The sequence below is a fragment of the Agaribacter flavus genome (assembly GCF_042646125.1).
Lineage (GTDB): Bacteria > Pseudomonadota > Gammaproteobacteria > Enterobacterales > Alteromonadaceae > Glaciecola > Glaciecola flavus.
This window is the reverse complement of sequence record NZ_JBHRSW010000018.1, coordinates 91,474-106,949: the sequence shown is the minus strand read 5'-3', so window position 1 is coordinate 106,949 and position 15,476 is coordinate 91,474. Positions and strand designations below refer to the sequence as shown.

Below are 15,476 nucleotides of genomic sequence, written 5' to 3'. Positions count from 1 at the left end.
ACGCTTGCTATAGTTACGGCGTTTTGGTCTTTTCGTCCCCAGCCCAAACTTTTCCAAGCAATTGCATTGCGGCGGCAACACGGTTTATCGGGCGAATTAAATCCCCAGTATCTGATTGTTGGATATCTTCCCTTATTGCGTCCAGTGCACTAGCCATGTGAGACAATTGTTTAACGGCTTGGAGCTGGGGATCGCCTTCAATATTTTGGCTTTGCTTGCTCTTGTAAGCACTACAAATATGTTGCCATCTAGCTTGCTGAGCGTCGGTGACCACGCCCCGCAGTATGGCTAATTTGAGCAGGTTTTCTTCCGCTCCTGAGGTAAGTGTTTGTGCTTCTCCAGTGTAGTGGTCTGCTATGAGTTGCATGAGTTCTTCATGATTCATTACTGCCGATACTTTTTCCGCCATTTTGTTCATGTTTCGATAACTGCCTTGCAGCTTAAATGGCGGCTCTTCTCTATAGTTTTCAGCGGTGGCGGCAGACTCGATATATTGCAAATTGACTTTGAGTATAACCTCTTGAATACGCAGGAGGTGTTTGAGTACGGACACGATTTCGTTTATTTCGGCACCACTGTATTGATGACTTAGCTCACTCGTGGCAACTTCTTCTCCATTTGCCATCGCTACAAACTTGTATACATCCTGCATGTCTCTTAGCGCCAAAGGGGCAAGAACAGGATTAGAGGTCAGCGCGTTCTCGATATAACTCAAGGCAAATTGTTCTTCTTTGCCCCCAAGTACATCACCCAGGTTGTATATGTCTGCTCGGTTGGCGAGCATATCTGGAACTTTAAATACATCACCCGATTCGGTATAAGGATTGCCGGCCATGACCACACAAAACTTCTTCCCTCTCATGTCATACGTTTTGCTTTGACCTTTCCATACACCTTCTATTCGCCGTGTACCATCACAAAGGGCAATGAATTTTTGTAAAAACTCGGGATGAGTGTGCTGAATATCATCAAGGTACAACATGACATTGTTGCCCATTTCTAAGCCGAGATTGAGTTTTTCTAATTCTTGCTTTGCTGTTGCGTTGGGGGCGTTCTCTGGGTCGATAGAACTTACGTCATGCCCTAGAGAAGGGCAATTTATTTTCATGAATACAAGCCCAAGTCTGGCAGCTACGTATTCCATTAGCGTTGTTTTTCCGTATCCGGGAGGGGAAATAAGTAACAACAAGCCCATGAGATCAGTGCGCTTATTGTCGCCAATGGTGCCCATTTGTTTTGCAAGGTTGTCACCAATAATTGGCAAATATACTTCGTTGATTAGCTTGTTTCTTACAAATGAGCTGAGCGGACGAGCGGTATAGGCGTCCAGTTGAAGGACTTGTTTACTGGCAAGCATGTGCTTGCTGCGTAGCTGGTGGTACTCGGTAAATTTTTTCGCGTGCACAGCGTGATAATGTGATAAACGCTGATTGAACTCGTCTAGCGTGAGGACAAGTTTACCCTCTTTTACCCTTGCGTGATCGCTCAACAAATCATTTATCTCAACGCTAAGCTCAAACTCAGTTTGTTTAAACGCCAGTACTTTGTCTGTAATTACTTGAGCCGCAACTTCATCAATGTAGTGCTCGTAATTGTTTGTTTCTTTCTGCTTACCAATAGTTGCCGCTACCCACGCGCGAGTGAGTTGCCATTGTTCATTCAAACCACATAAAGCTTGGTCTTCACCTATTGCGTGTTCGAGTAAGACATCAAATTGCTGCATAGCATCAACAAAATCTTGTTTGTGTTTGAGTTTATTGAGTGCTTGATCAAACGACAATTTTATCGTTTCGGCCGACTTACTTGACACAAAGGCTAGTTTGTCTTGCACGAGTTCTGCACTCAAATACTTTGCAGCACTATGTTGAATTTGGTCATCAAACTGCATTTGAGAGCGCTTAACGAAAATGGAAATAGATTGACTTATTTTTTTCTGTAACTCACTAAATCCCTGATTCGAATCGAAACTTGCTTGCAAGAGAGCAGCGCTTTGCGCTTGGCTATGCCAAATCCGTTTTTGCTGATCGGGTATTTGTCCCTTAGCCCAAAACAGCATTGCCAGTGCGCGCACAGATGGGGAATATCGCAACAGCCCTGCTTTTTCATGAATAGGTAGTAAGGCTTGTAAAATCTTTAAGGTATCGGCGTCGTGAATGCCTTTTTCATAGCCTTCTTGAAAACGCTCTGTCATATATTTGCGAATAATTTGCGATAGCTCTCGTTCCTCTTTTTGTATGCTATAGAGCTGTTGTAATGTCAGCTTATTTTTTTGTTGCTCAGCATCAAACAAAATTAACGAAGTGAGGTATTCGGCACGCGTAACGTCGGCGTTTTCAGAGATAAGGTTTTGTTGCCAATAAGGTTGTAAAGCATTGAGTTCGGGATCATCTATTGCTTCATAATAGTCAGTCCCCACTAAGTGCCGAACAAGTTTACCGTCTTTGGGTAACAAGCTGAGGTCTAAGGCTTGTTTATTAACTGAAAACTTGTGTTTTCCAAGTTTTATTATTGTACCGCCATCTTCAAAAATATCTTGTTTGTCTCGTAAGGCGCGAATGCCTTGCTCTTTTACACTTTTTAGCTGTGCTTCGAGGTCGTCGGCTTTTATCGGATCATTTAAGGCGCGCAGTTGGGCACTCAAGTCCTTGATTTTGAGGATCATCGGATCTGATGCAAAATAAGTATTTAGCTCAGTTGCATCGGTAAATGCGAGTGAGCGACGGTTAACGCCTTTTAAAATACGTTCTGCAGCACCAAAAATGTTTTGAGATCGCCTTTGTTGCTCTTCCATTAAATTTTGTTTGCGCGACTCAAATGCAGTGTGTAGTTCCTCGCGTTTTTCGACAATGTCTGAGAGGAACTGGTCATGTTCGCTAAACTTTGATTCAAGTTCTTCAAGCAAAATGAGTAGTCGCGAGAGCTGCTCTTCGGTTTTTTCAGGAGTATCCGCCATGGCCAGTGCGCTATTGATACTTTGTGAGAACAACCTAAATTGCGCGGCAAACTCAGCGCTGGCCTCATTCGAACCAAGTTGTTTCCTTCGATTTCTTCCTTGCGCTTTAACTTTGTTGAGCTTGCTGTAGATTTCTGAAATATCATCTAGGATTTTTGTGCGTTTTGTCGCATCTTCAATTTTCAAACCATTCAGAACTTCAGTTAGTAAGTCTAAACCCAACGACAAATCCTCGAGTTCTTCGTTGACTTCTTTTATCACGACAACTAAATCTGCATTTTGTATTCGTTGTTCAAGGGTTTGGATACTTTTTACGTAAGGTGTTAGAGCAGTGTCTGATGATAAAAATTCTACGGTGGCCTTACTGACTTCGTCGAAGGCTTCCATCGCCGCGTTGTCTAGCTCATTGAGTCTCTCTATATTAATGTAACGTTGATCTTTAAGCGTAGCGAGTCTGCCTCGTTGCTGCCTGAGTTCACTCAAACAAGAGACGAATTCTTGAGGGATTTTCCAACTTGTTACCCTAATACTTGATATGACTTCTTTTTGTTTTTCCTCAACGCCATTTAATGCGCTTGTTGCTTGCAGCTGTATTTGCTCAACTTTTTCAAATTCATCAATGACAAGCTCTGCTGTCAGCGAAATGTCTTTCACTACTTTTGCCAACTCACTCAGACTGTTGTCGCTTAGCCAGTAATAGGTATCGAATACTGTTGACGCATTTTTTATTAAGTCTTCATATGAAGTTCTGCTGGGGGTGCTGTGATTAATATTGCGATAAATAGAAACTAGCTCAGATATGCCTCTCACTAATTCTTTGTTGCCAATACGGTGATAAAAATTGTCTTTACTCGGCTGTTTTGCGGCAAATTCGCTGCTGAAATATGGTGTTTCCCAAACTTGCATTGGGTGCACTCTAGTGGGCTCGTCTTGGGTGCTAAAGATAACCATATTGCCATCGTCAAAAATGCTAAAACCATGTGCATAAATTGGGTTTTGCAATTCTTTGCGAATGAGATTGTAAGAATATAAGCCAGCTAAACCGGATTCGGGTTCATAGAATATAAATAGTACGTCTTCACCATTCGGGGACTGAATACTACGTTTAAAGGTTAGACCCTCTATTTGATCGGGGAAATGCTTGGTTTCACCGCTTTGAAGATAATATCCTCCTGGAAATATAATGCCATGATCTTCTGGCAATGAAATACACGCATGACCAATGGCATCGATCCGATTTACTTGTTTAGTACGTGTATTGAAAACAAAGTAGCGATACGTTTTTTCGCGGTAAGGTAAGACTTTTAAGAGAATAAGCGAACCGACTTGAGCATATTGAATATCAGCATCAGCTAGACTTTGGGTATTATCTTCTACTTCTTCTCGATAAATGCCCAAGCCATCTTCTGTGTTATTCTCGATTTTAATAGTTAAATCGCCACCGATCGTCTCGACAAAAACTTCGTCAAGAATGTTTATGTGCGGGTGGCTGCCTGATTCGTGAAGATCTCTGCCTGCACTGAGCCATTCAAAATCATGTGAAGGTGATTTTTTAATAGCTCGTTCACCGCGGTTATCAATGTAATGTGCATTTCCCTGCTTATCTATTTGCCATTGAAATACACGTATGTCTTCGAGTTTGCGCCCAATTTGAAAAACAGCAAACAAGACTTGATTTTGAATTTTGAGTTGGATTAAGCGTGCTTCTTTGTAATAGACATAGAGTTCATTAAACTCTTTGACAAATTTCGCGTCGTCTAAAAATGTGCCAGTTGTAGCGACTTCCGATAGCTCGTAGCCTTCACTACTTGTCTGTAATTTGTGTAAGCTAAAAACATCCTTAACACGTGTTTCTTTTTTGAGTCCGATAAACACATTGTAGCCAAACAAGATATGCTCACCTACAGGCACTATATCGCGTGCTACGCAGTTGTTTTCTGTACGCACACGCACTCGACCGACCACACCTAAATTGGCATTACCAAATTCTTCTATGCGTTGTTTGTTAAGTGTGTCTACACTCGTTTTTAATTTCGAGGCTTGTTCGACCAACCTAGCGCGTATAACCTCATACGCGCCACCATCAGCCACTGCTTTGTCGAGTTGTTCTTGTTCGCTTGACATAATGTCACTCCATGCCTGAATAGCTCAATAGTAAAAGATTAAAGGAAGACTCGCTTTACAAGCAGCACGCTTAGCTGAGCCCTCTTACTATCAGGATGAAGTATCTTTGTTTTGCATTGTGCTTTGACTCAATGCATTAACAATTGTTTCCATGACTTGAGGGTTGTCCCCATTGTTTTTTAAAAATTTAGTCACTAATGCTGTAATCGCTGTGTCTTTGGCATTGCCACTCGCATTGCCAAAACCTGCAATGAGTTCTTTTGCGTCTTCCACGAAACTGGCATCACCAGCCATGTGATCTTTAAATGCGGTACTTAGCGTGTTGGATTTGTTGATAGTACCGTCAATAGACTTACCGACGGATAAGGACTTCACAAAACTATCGAAATAGGCTGTGTCGCCTCCAACAATATCGATATTAGCTTGTTTAAGCGCTTCTGCCAGAACCTTTGCTTGGTGAGCGGCTATGTCTACATTTGTCTCAATTGATTTTATGATTTGATCGTGTTGTTTATTTAGGCGCATTCTAAATTCTTCATGCGCTTTTTGCTCTTCTGACATCGTTGCCATTGCAGCAAATTTTTTGGTCATGCCTTCAGCTTCAGCTTCGGCTTTTCTTGCCATTACCTCTGCTTCGGCTACACCGCCCTTTTCGATGGCCTCTGCCATAGCTTCTTTGACTCTTACTTCTGCCATACCTTCTGCTTCTTGCGCGCTTGCTTTTGCTTCCAGTACTTTTGCTTCTGCTAAGCCGTCTGCAGCACTGATCGCCTCTAGCCCTTCCGCCTCTTTGCGTTTGGCGAGTGATTGCTTTTCGGCTACTTCTAAATCAGCATCCGCAATAACAGATTTTTCTTTGGCAAGAAACTCAGCCGCTTTTTCAGCTGCTTCGGCCGCTTTTATGTCCTTCACTAAAGATTGTTCAGCCTCTGCTTCGGCTTGAATGACTTTAGCTTTCTTTTGCCGCTCGGCTTCAGATACAACCCTTAACTCATTGATTTCTTCTTCTCGCTCTGCAACGGTTTTATCTACTTCAACTCTTGTTCTGATGACTTCGGCTATTTCTCGTTTTTCATGTTCGATGAGCTTTTCATTGGCAATACGTTGAAGAGAGGCTTCTTTTTCGCGTTCAATTTGTTCTAATTCCCTGGCTTTGAGTACACGTTCTTCTTCAATTGCCACCGCGCGTAATCGATTGTTTTCTGCGACTTCTACTTCACGCTGTTTGTTTTGTTCCTGAACTTGTATTTCTTGTTCAGCTAACACGCGAGCTTGTTCCGCTTTCAGGTGTTCTTCATGTTGTACTCGCTCCATCTCGGCTTTTTCTCGCGAGCGCACGGTTTCCACTTCTCGTTGCTGTTTTGCTTCGGCGTCTGCTTCCTGTCTTTCAAGTTCTAAAATCGCTTCACGCGTTTCCACGTCTTTACGCTTGATTTTCATTTCTTCGTCACGTTGAAACACGTTGGTTTGAATATGTTGCTCGGCGGTTAATTCGGTGATTTTTCTGATACCCTGAGAATCGAGTATGTTATTTGGGTCGAGCTTTTCAATGGGCGTTTGTTCGAGGTAGTCAATTGCAACATCTTCAAGAACATATCCATTTAAATCTGTGCCAATATTATCAATGATTAGATCCCTGAAGTTATCGCGTTTGGCGTACAAATCTTCAAACTCAAGTGACTTCCCTACCGTTTTTAGTGCTTCAGAAAACTTTGCGCTAAATAGATCTTCGAGGGTGGCAATATTTGATGCACGCTCACAGCCAATAGCTTGCGCAACCTTTAATACATCGTCTCGATTTTTGTTTACTTTGACAAAAAAGCCTACTTTTATATCTGCTCTTATGTTGTCTTTACAAATCAGTCCATCCGATCCACTTCTGTCAACTTCTATGGTTTTTAGTGAGATATCCATGATTTCGAGTTTGTGGAATACGGGGATCACGACGCCACCGGTGAAGGTGACTTTCGGCTCCGAGCGCATGGTATTCACAATCATCGCGCGACCTTGTTCCACCTTTTTATACAATCGAGCTAACATAAAAATAATAGCTAAAAAAGATATAACAACTGCAATGGCCACAGAGGCCCAGAAAAATAGTGTTTCACTCATGAGTTTACTCCTTAAACCGCTAATTCTATGTGTGACAGGTTTTAATTTATTTGTTGGATGGAATGTGAGCCCATTAACTCGCTTTCAGTCGTGACAATATAAATGTCTTTTTCTTTGTGAAAATCGATTAATACAACGAGTTCACCGCCACTTATTTCTTCGCCAGGCGAGGTTCTCACACTATATATCATGCCGTCTTCAGTTCTCGCTTGACCAAAAGATTCTGTTACTTTTTGTGTGGTCACAGTACAGAGTGTGCCAATAAGGTCTGATTTTTTGACGGCTTCATGCGTGATAAAAAACTGCCTTAAAGGCTTACTTGAAATCGCAGCAAGCGGGATGGCAATGACAAAGGCAGCAACAACAATAATCAATCCACTGGCGGTGGCAGAAATAAGATTATCAAAAAGTGGTGAGATATATTTTTTTGCTAAGTAAGCAAAAACAAAACCGTAAAGCTCAATTAAGCTAATGGCGACAGTTAAAGGCACACCATCTAAGCCTAAAGACTCTAAGAAAGAAGAGCCTGTCGAGTCACTCGAGTCAACTTCCCCTGAACCATCGAGTATTTCTATGTCGACAGCACCCATGAGCGCAATGATCCAGAAAACGACCATTATCATTAGAGGGATGGTAAAGAATATTACTGGGAAACTGAAGATATAGCTAAGAAACAAATCCATTTTACGGCTCCTTGAAGTGACGAAGAAACTTCGCGGCAAGCGCTACTTCGTTCTATCAACGCCTAAAATTAACGTGTTAGTTGATAACTGTCAACAGATAAAAAGTACAGTTATTTTTCAGTGTTTTTGATTTCAGTCCCCGCTAGCCAGCACCCTATTACTCCGTCAAACTAAGCGAACACTATCTCACTTTTCAACTGAGAGCGGGCTTATAGCTTAAAGTAACTCACGTTGTCTCTGAGCTTTTTAGAAATTTGATCCAAGCGCTGTGTGGCGGTAATGTTTTCCACAAGGTTATTGATGGATTGCTGGGACATGTCATCTATTTGAGCCATTGAAGTAGTGATTTCTTCGATAGAGGCGACTTGTTTTGATGTTTCAGCCACGACTTGCTGAACGTTTTCCATCGATTTATTGGCTTGTGACTCTATTTCTTGTAATAGATTCGTCGTTTCTTGTGTCAAAGAGCGTCCGTTTTCTACCAGCGGCTGAGTACGTTCCATTGCTTGTACAGAGGCGGCGGTTTCACTTTGTACTTGTTTAATCATGTTTTCTATTTGATCGGTCGCTTCTCCCGTGCGCATCGCTAGTTGGCGGACTTCATCTGCGACAACGGCAAAGCCTCGGCCACTTTCGCCCGCACGTGCGGCCTCAATAGCTGCGTTTAAGGCCAATAAGTTTGTTTGTTCCGAAATGCTGGTGATTACGCCCACAATATTTCCAATTTCCTTTGTGGTGTCTTCTAGGCGTCTTACTTGATCAACCGTAGAGTTAACCGTTTGAGCGATAAGCTCCATTTCGTCCGCACCCTTTTGAATGGTGTCTTTACCCTGTTTGGAGAAGTCGGTAGTGTGTACCGAGTTTTCTTGAGTCATTTGTGCAATATTGGCTACTTCAAGCAATCTCTCTCTCATCACTGCTAGGCTCTGATTGGTTTGTTTCGTCAATTGAGCTTGGCTTTTAGCCGCTTCAGTTACAACTTCTGAACTGTGGGCAAGCGCTGAAGATTGTTCCGTTAGTGTACCTGACTCTTGTACAATATTGGCTACGATATCACGAAGCTTTTTGTTCATGTCAGATATGTGTGAAACCATACTGCCTTTCGTTTTTGACTGAATATTTTGTGTGAGATCGCCATCCGAGATAATCGATATTGTCTTTGCTGCATCAGCGGGTTCTGCACCGAGTGATTGACACAAAGCACGTACTATAACAACGCCGATTACCGCACTTGCGACAATAGCGATAAAGGTCGCTGTCAAAATAAGTGACTGAAAACTATTTGCTAATTTGCGCGCAACAGGTGTCGCCATTGCAATTTCTTTATCTTGGTAATCGATAAAGGCGTTAATCGCCGCTAACCAATCGCTAAAAGCGGGGCGAGCTTCTTCTAACAATAGATCTTTTGCTAGCTCAGCGTCGTCGGCTCTGCGCTGATCGATAATAAGCTCAGAGAGTGGCAATGTTGAAGCTTGTACTTCAGAAATTCTAGTAACCATTTGTCTTTCTTGCTCAGAAAAAACACCTCTATTGAGTAAGCTATTGATTTCTTTTTCGGCTTTAGCATAATCGCTAGCCAAAATATTGATTTCATTTAAAAATTTATTTAGATCATCGTCGTCTTCTGTGAGCACAATGTCTCTTAGTGTGATCGCGCGATCATGCACGCTGCCACGCAGTGCAATGGCGTATTTTTGTTTTACCGAGTCTTGTTCAGCAATTCTATTTAATACGTCTTCTATTTGGTTTACTTTGCTAATACCAAAAATAGACACCAACAACATCATGATAAGAATAAAGCCAAAACCAAGGCCTAAGCGAGCGCCGATACTCAAGGAATTAAATTTAGACAATGTATTTACCCTTTTTTTTGCTGCGTGAAGAAATAAAGATCTTGGCGATGTGGCCTTTTAGGGTGGTTACGCACAAAACAAAGCTTAAAAGGCAGGGATGCCTTTTTGGAGTCCCCATGGATGGGTTAACGACGACTTTGTTTTGTGCGTAACCACCCTAAAAGGCCACATCGCCAAGATCAAACATCTCAACAACCGTTGTGATACTGAGGTTATCGGCGATGTTTACTATTTATTGAGTGTATGATGTTTATTAACCTGAAGTCGGAATAAGCAACTCCGTCCAGCAGTGCCCTAAATCACGAACTCTGTGTTGCTCTAGGAATATTCGATATAGCACAGGTCTGCGGGTTTTAGGTTCAATGGCTTGCCTGAATCGCTGTTAACGCTATGGTAAAAACAATATCGTCCACCAATGCACCGCGACTAAGGTCATTTACTGGCTTATTCAGACCTTGTAGCATGGGACCTATGCTTAATAAGTCGGCGCTGCGTTGCACTGCTTTATAGGTAGTATTGCCTGTGTTTAGGTCGGGAAACACTAATACGGTTGCCTTGCCTGCGACAGGGCTGTTGGGCGCTTTTTTACTTGCGACACTTTCCATGACTGCCGCGTCGTATTGCAATGGGCCATCAATCATTAAATCAGGTCTTTTTGATTGTGCTAATTTGGTCGCAAGTTTAACTTTGTCAACGTCTTGCCCTGTACCTGAGTTTCCAGTGCTATAGCTTATCATCGCAACTTTGGGCTCGATACCAAATGCCGCCGCTGAATCTGCTGATTGGATAGCGATATCAGCGAGTTGTTCTGCATTAGGATCTGGATTGATTGCGCAATCGCCATAGACAAGCACTTGGTCGGGTAAGAGCATGAAAAAAACAGAGGATACAAGAGAGGCATTCGATGCTGTTTTTATCAGTTGAAGTGCTGGTCGGATGGTATTGGCCGTAGTGCTAACTGCGCCGGACACTAATCCGTCGACATCACCATTTTGCAACATCATGGTGCCGAGTACATTGTTATCCATCAGTTGCTGTTCGGCAATCATGGGACTAAGTCCTTTATGCTCGCGGAGCTTCACCATGGGGGATATATATGAGGAGCGCACTTCTTCAGGCGCGACAAGCTGAATTTTTTCATGCGCCAAATTTATACCTTGTAGAGTGGCTACGCGAGTGATTTTAGTCGGGTCGCCCAGCAATACACAATTTGCCAACCCCCTTTCTGCACAAATAGCTGCGGCGGCAATCGTTCTTGGTTCATTCCCCTCCGGTAGTACTATGGTTTTGTTTGCTTTTCGAGAAAGTTGCGTTAATTTGTAGCGAAAGGCGGGTGGTGACATGCGACGTCCATTCGCCGCTGTTTTTGATAAGGATTTTATCCAAGATTCATCGATACATGACGCGGTGTGATCCATGACCCAAGAAATACGCTGTGTATCATCTGTTGGTACTTCTTGATTGAAGTATTGTAGTTTGATTGCAGTATCCCAAGTACTCAAGTTAACTTTTAGTATTGGTAGCCCTGTGGCTAGCGCCTGCGCACAAAATGACATAATGCGAGGATCCGGTTCATATGTGCCGGTTAAGAGTATGGCACCCAAACGCGTCCCATTTAGTGTGGCTAAACAAGCCGCAACGATAACATCGCTGCGATCTGCAGACACCACCAGTAAGGCTCCAGGTTTTATAACCGGTAGCATATTGTGTATTTCTCTGGCACAAAAATGGATGCTTCGAATACGTCTAAACAGGCCTTCATCTTCCTGTCCAGAATTGACAATTTGTGCGTGTAAATGCTGTTGTAAGTCGTGCACACGCGGCGCATTTAAATCAGCATTCCAAGTCACGGCTCCCAATTGATTGAATTGCTTATTAAATATGGGAAGTGACTGCAAAGTTATTAATTTTTCACTAAGCGTATTTTCTGCCACATTTTGGCGTAAATCTAAGCAAATATGGCCATCCTCATCGAGGGGAGCGTTAATTTTATTAAAAATACAGCCCATCAATTTCCGACTTTTATGCCCACCATAATTGTCAGCAGCGATCTCTAACTGGTGATTTATTTGTGCTTTATTTTTTGCACCAGGATTCATTACCATTACTAATTTTGCATCTAAGGCATTTGATATGTCTCTATTCAGACGCACAGTAAAAGGATAGCGAGGATTTGCGACTAGGCCTTCAATCAATACAATGTCTTCGTCCTTGTAGTGCTTCTCGAATAACTCGATGATATCTTCTAGCAGCACATCTGTTTTGTCTTCACTTATCATTGTTTCGACATATTCGAGGGACAAGGGCGTGGCGGTATTCATTTGTCCATACGTAGTGACAATGGCCGTTGATTGTTCCTGCTGTTTGTTGTCAGTTTTTGGTTGCGCGACGGGTTTAAAAAAGTTTACTGCTAAGCCTTGTTGTTGCAAAGCTCTCAACATGCCCAAGCTAACTGTCGTTAAGCCAGCGTTTTCGCCAGCAGGAATAAGCATTATTCTTGAAGCCATGATTACTGCTCTCCTGATGCTAGTGTGAGCTTAGCCGCCTTGTTGGCAATGACCCATTCTTCATTAGTAGGAATAACAATGATCTTATGACTCGCTTCTTGTTGTACAAACCCAGCATGCCCGAAGCGCATTTTTTCATTCAGTTGTTCATTAATTGAAAAATTTAGGGTTGATAGCATTGCTATTGTTCTTTGACGGATGAAAGAGGAGTTTTCGCCGATACCACCGGTGAACACCAGAGCATCTAAAGGACCCGATGCGACCATATAGCTAGCTATATATTTTGCTAAACGATAACAGAAAATCTCTAACGCTAGTTGCGCCAGTTCATTCCCATTTTTTGACTGCTCCTCCAACAATCGGCAGTCATTGCTTAGCTCAGAGATCCCAAGTAATCCGGAAGATTTGTTGAGTAAGTCATTCACTTTACTTGCGGAGTAGCCTAAGGTCTCTTGCATGTAAGTTGGAATACTGGGATCCAAATCGCCGCATCTTGTTCCCATGACCAATCCCTCAAGTGGAGTTAAGCCTAAACTGGTATCTATCGCTTTGCCCTGATTTATAGCCGTAATACTGCAACCATTTCCCAGATGTGCGGTTATTAGGTTGCTTACTTCGAGTGGCTGATTTAATAGCTCAGCAGCTTTAGTACTTACGAACTCGTGACTAGAACCGTGAAAGCCGTAGCGACGGATCCCGTGAGTTTTATACAACTCATAGGGCAGGGCATAAAGATAAGCGTGCTTAGGCATGGTTTGAAAAAAAGCGGTGTCGAATACTGCAACATGCTGGAGTGCTGGAAAAGCAAGTTGTGCAGACTCGATACCTGATAAATTTGCGGGATTATGCAATGGTGCCATGTGCGAAGTGTTTTTAATGGCAGCTTTGACCTCGTCGTCAATAAGTGTTGCTTGGGTAAAAATTTCTCCCCCATGCACCACTCGATGCCCTATTGCTACGACTTTTTGTTTTAAATCTTGGTACTCGTTTAGGATATTATTAATAGATGAAAGAGCCGATTCATGCTTACAGTTCGCAGGGAGAGAATAGGAAGTGCTTGTTTTAGCGTGACTTATTTTTAATGTACTGTTGTCACTTCCCAAGTTTTCGGCCAATCCTGATAATATTGATTCGCCGTTATTAACGGCGACAATGGCAAATTTGATCGAAGAGCTACCACAATTCAAAACCAACACATATGAGGACATATTTTACACCTAAGCACTCTGATTAGACACTACACTTTACGGGATATGTACTTTATACAAAAGAGGTTCATTTTGTATTGTGCAAAATCAACATGACTGAGCATGCTTTATAAAATATGTTTGATTTTTTCTCGATAACTGCGGCTCATTTTTAGTTTGGCGCCATTATGTAGCACCAGATAATATTCGCCATTAATGTGCGAACATACTTTTTCGACTTTGTCGGTATTGACGATAGTGGAGCGGTGTACCCGTTGAAAAATTTTGGGATTAAGCTTCTCTTCCAGTTTCTTCATTGTTGATCTGAGAACATGCACTTGCTCGTTGGCATGAATACACATGTAGTCACCCGCCGCTTCAACCCATTCGATGTCCTTACTGTTTACGAGAGTGGTTTCTTCTCTATCTTTAATTGCTATTTTTTCGGGATATTGATTGTTGAGTGAACTACCCTCAGATAATAACTTAGTGAGTTCAGCGGGCGTCTGCCCAGTAATGTTACCGATAAGGTCAATTAAGCGCTGCTTTTGATTTTCGACACTGGATTGGGAGAGATGTTGTCGAGCTCTGTCAACGGCAATATGCAAGCGCTCTTGCTCTACGGGTTTTAGCACATAGTCTATTGCATGGACTTCAAACGCGTCGATAGCATATTGGTCAAACGCGGTGACAAATACTACCAGCGGCGTATTGTCTGCTTGCATTCTTTTGACAACATCAAATCCATCCAAACCAGGCATTTGAATATCTAAAAAAACGAGATCCGGACTATGTTCATTGATTGCCTGTAACGCTTCTCTGCCGTTGGCGCATTGACCAATAATCTCGACATCATCAAATGACTCAAGTCGGATCTGCAATCCTTGTCTGGCAAGTGATTCATCGTCCACAATAAGAGCTCTGATTTTCTTGTTGGCGATGTTCGCTGGCTGTGAATGGCTATCTGTTGCGATCATTGGGATACCTCATATGGAATTTGAATGGCTATGCGCAGTCCACTTGGCTGAGCGTTAGTAATGGAGAACGTATGCTCTTCCCCATATAGCTCTTTTAATCTACCTTGTGTGTTTTTGATACCCACACCTCTACCAGATGGAAGACTGCCTCCATTCAACTTTACACCTGGCCCGTTGTCTTCAATAAGTAGTAATAAGTATCGCCTTTCGATATTCGCGCATATTTTGATTGTACCGCCCGTTTCCGAATTGGCGATAGCATATTTGATTGAGTTTTCAACCAAAGGTTGCAAAATTAAACTTGGAATAAGTGCTTCCTCGGCGTTTTTTCCGATATCAAATTTTACTTCGAGTCGCTCGTCAAATCGGACTTTTTCAATACCTAAATACAGTTGTAAGGTATTAATTTCTTGCTTGAGTGTGACTTTTTGCATCGGATCATTGTCTAGTGAGTCACGAAGGAAATTAGATAGCCGCGCCACCATTTCATTGGCTCTGTCGTTTTGTTTGATCAAAATTAGTGTAGAAATGGCGTTTAAGGTATTGAATAAAAAATGGGGGTTTAGTTGGTAGCGAAGCATTTTTAGCTGAGCTTCGTGAGCTAAAGAGTTTGCTTTCAGCGCGCTTTGCGTTGCTTTTTGCATTTCTCGGTAAAATTTAATGCCAAAGTACAGGCAACTCCAGCAGAAATACAAATAAAACTTTCCGCCATTGTCACTTATATATCCATACCAACCGCCTGGGCGATAGCCTTGTTTAAATATATCCCAAAAGAGCAGATTCATTGGTACGACCCAGATAATACTCAACAAATAGCAGATGCCCAAAACTAGAATAATTTTTTTGGCAGTATTGGCTTCCCAAGCCCAAATTTTCAGATAAATAGGACGTAAAGAAAAACTCAACAAAAATGCGAAAATGCCACCAAAGGTGATAAACCAATAATAACTTGCGGTTTTGTCCCAATAAATGGTGCCAAGCAAACGACTTGATATGTATCCAGCCCAACCGGCTAGGTTGACGAGATAAAATTGGTACTTACTGCCCACCAACATCTGATATTTCATGGTTTACAATAAT

Annotated in this window: 8 protein-coding genes; all 8 read right to left on the bottom strand. The window is 42.3% G+C overall.

The annotated features are described in order from the left end of the window. Nucleotides 1–13 precede the first annotated feature (13 nt). The 8 genes from ACFOHL_RS11510 to ACFOHL_RS11475 all read right to left on the bottom strand — a co-directional run bounded on the left by ACFOHL_RS11510 (nucleotide 14) and on the right by ACFOHL_RS11475 (nucleotide 15,463). Nucleotides 14–5,077 carry a DNA repair ATPase gene (locus ACFOHL_RS11510; RefSeq protein WP_376920380.1) on the bottom strand — a complete coding sequence of 1,688 codons (5,064 nt, stop codon included), beginning with the start codon at nucleotides 5,075–5,077 and terminating at the stop codon, nucleotides 14–16. 90 nt (nucleotides 5,078–5,167) lie between these two features. After that, on the bottom strand, nucleotides 5,168–7,189 hold the full coding sequence (locus tag ACFOHL_RS11505) for a hypothetical protein (protein WP_376920379.1): 2,022 nt from the start codon (nucleotides 7,187–7,189) through the stop codon (nucleotides 5,168–5,170). Between the two features lie 41 nt (nucleotides 7,190–7,230). After that, nucleotides 7,231–7,872 carry a hypothetical protein gene (locus ACFOHL_RS11500; protein ID WP_376920378.1) on the bottom strand — a complete coding sequence of 214 codons (642 nt, stop codon included), beginning with the start codon at nucleotides 7,870–7,872 and terminating at the stop codon, nucleotides 7,231–7,233. Between the two features lie 209 nt (nucleotides 7,873–8,081). After that, nucleotides 8,082–9,725: a methyl-accepting chemotaxis protein gene (locus tag ACFOHL_RS11495; protein ID WP_376920377.1), complete on the bottom strand. Its 1,644-nt coding sequence runs from the start codon at nucleotides 9,723–9,725 to the stop codon at nucleotides 8,082–8,084. 359 nt (nucleotides 9,726–10,084) lie between these two features. After that, a complete protein-coding gene (gene pta, locus ACFOHL_RS11490) occupies nucleotides 10,085–12,232 on the bottom strand; it encodes a phosphate acetyltransferase (protein ID WP_376920376.1) in 2,148 nt (715 codons plus the stop codon). Between the two features lie 2 nt (nucleotides 12,233–12,234). Then, nucleotides 12,235–13,440: an acetate kinase gene (locus ACFOHL_RS11485; protein WP_376920375.1), complete on the bottom strand. Its 1,206-nt coding sequence runs from the start codon at nucleotides 13,438–13,440 to the stop codon at nucleotides 12,235–12,237. Between the two features lie 107 nt (nucleotides 13,441–13,547). Next, nucleotides 13,548–14,396, bottom strand: coding sequence for a LytR/AlgR family response regulator transcription factor (locus ACFOHL_RS11480; RefSeq protein WP_376920374.1), 849 nt, complete (start codon nucleotides 14,394–14,396; stop codon nucleotides 13,548–13,550). Beyond that, nucleotides 14,393–15,463, bottom strand: a complete 1,071-nt coding sequence (locus tag ACFOHL_RS11475; protein WP_376920373.1) for a sensor histidine kinase — start codon at nucleotides 15,461–15,463, stop codon at nucleotides 14,393–14,395. Before ACFOHL_RS11475 ends, ACFOHL_RS11480 begins: the two co-directional genes overlap by 4 nt. Nucleotides 15,464–15,476: the final 13 nt, after the last annotated feature.

What these genes read in the sequence shown, in the direction of transcription:
- ACFOHL_RS11510 (WP_376920380.1), bottom strand. Translation starts at nt 5,077, where the DNA reads ATGTCAAGCGAACAAGAACAACTCGACAAAGCAGTGGCTGATGGTGGC.
- ACFOHL_RS11480 (WP_376920374.1), bottom strand. Translation starts at nt 14,396, where the DNA reads ATGATCGCAACAGATAGCCATTCACAGCCAGCGAACATCGCCAACAAG.
- ACFOHL_RS11500 (WP_376920378.1), bottom strand. Translation starts at nt 7,872, where the DNA reads ATGGATTTGTTTCTTAGCTATATCTTCAGTTTCCCAGTAATATTCTTT.
- ACFOHL_RS11485 (WP_376920375.1), bottom strand. Translation starts at nt 13,440, where the DNA reads ATGTCCTCATATGTGTTGGTTTTGAATTGTGGTAGCTCTTCGATCAAA.
- pta (WP_376920376.1), bottom strand. Translation starts at nt 12,232, where the DNA reads ATGGCTTCAAGAATAATGCTTATTCCTGCTGGCGAAAACGCTGGCTTA.
- ACFOHL_RS11505 (WP_376920379.1), bottom strand. Translation starts at nt 7,189, where the DNA reads ATGAGTGAAACACTATTTTTCTGGGCCTCTGTGGCCATTGCAGTTGTT.
- ACFOHL_RS11475 (WP_376920373.1), bottom strand. Translation starts at nt 15,463, where the DNA reads ATGAAATATCAGATGTTGGTGGGCAGTAAGTACCAATTTTATCTCGTC.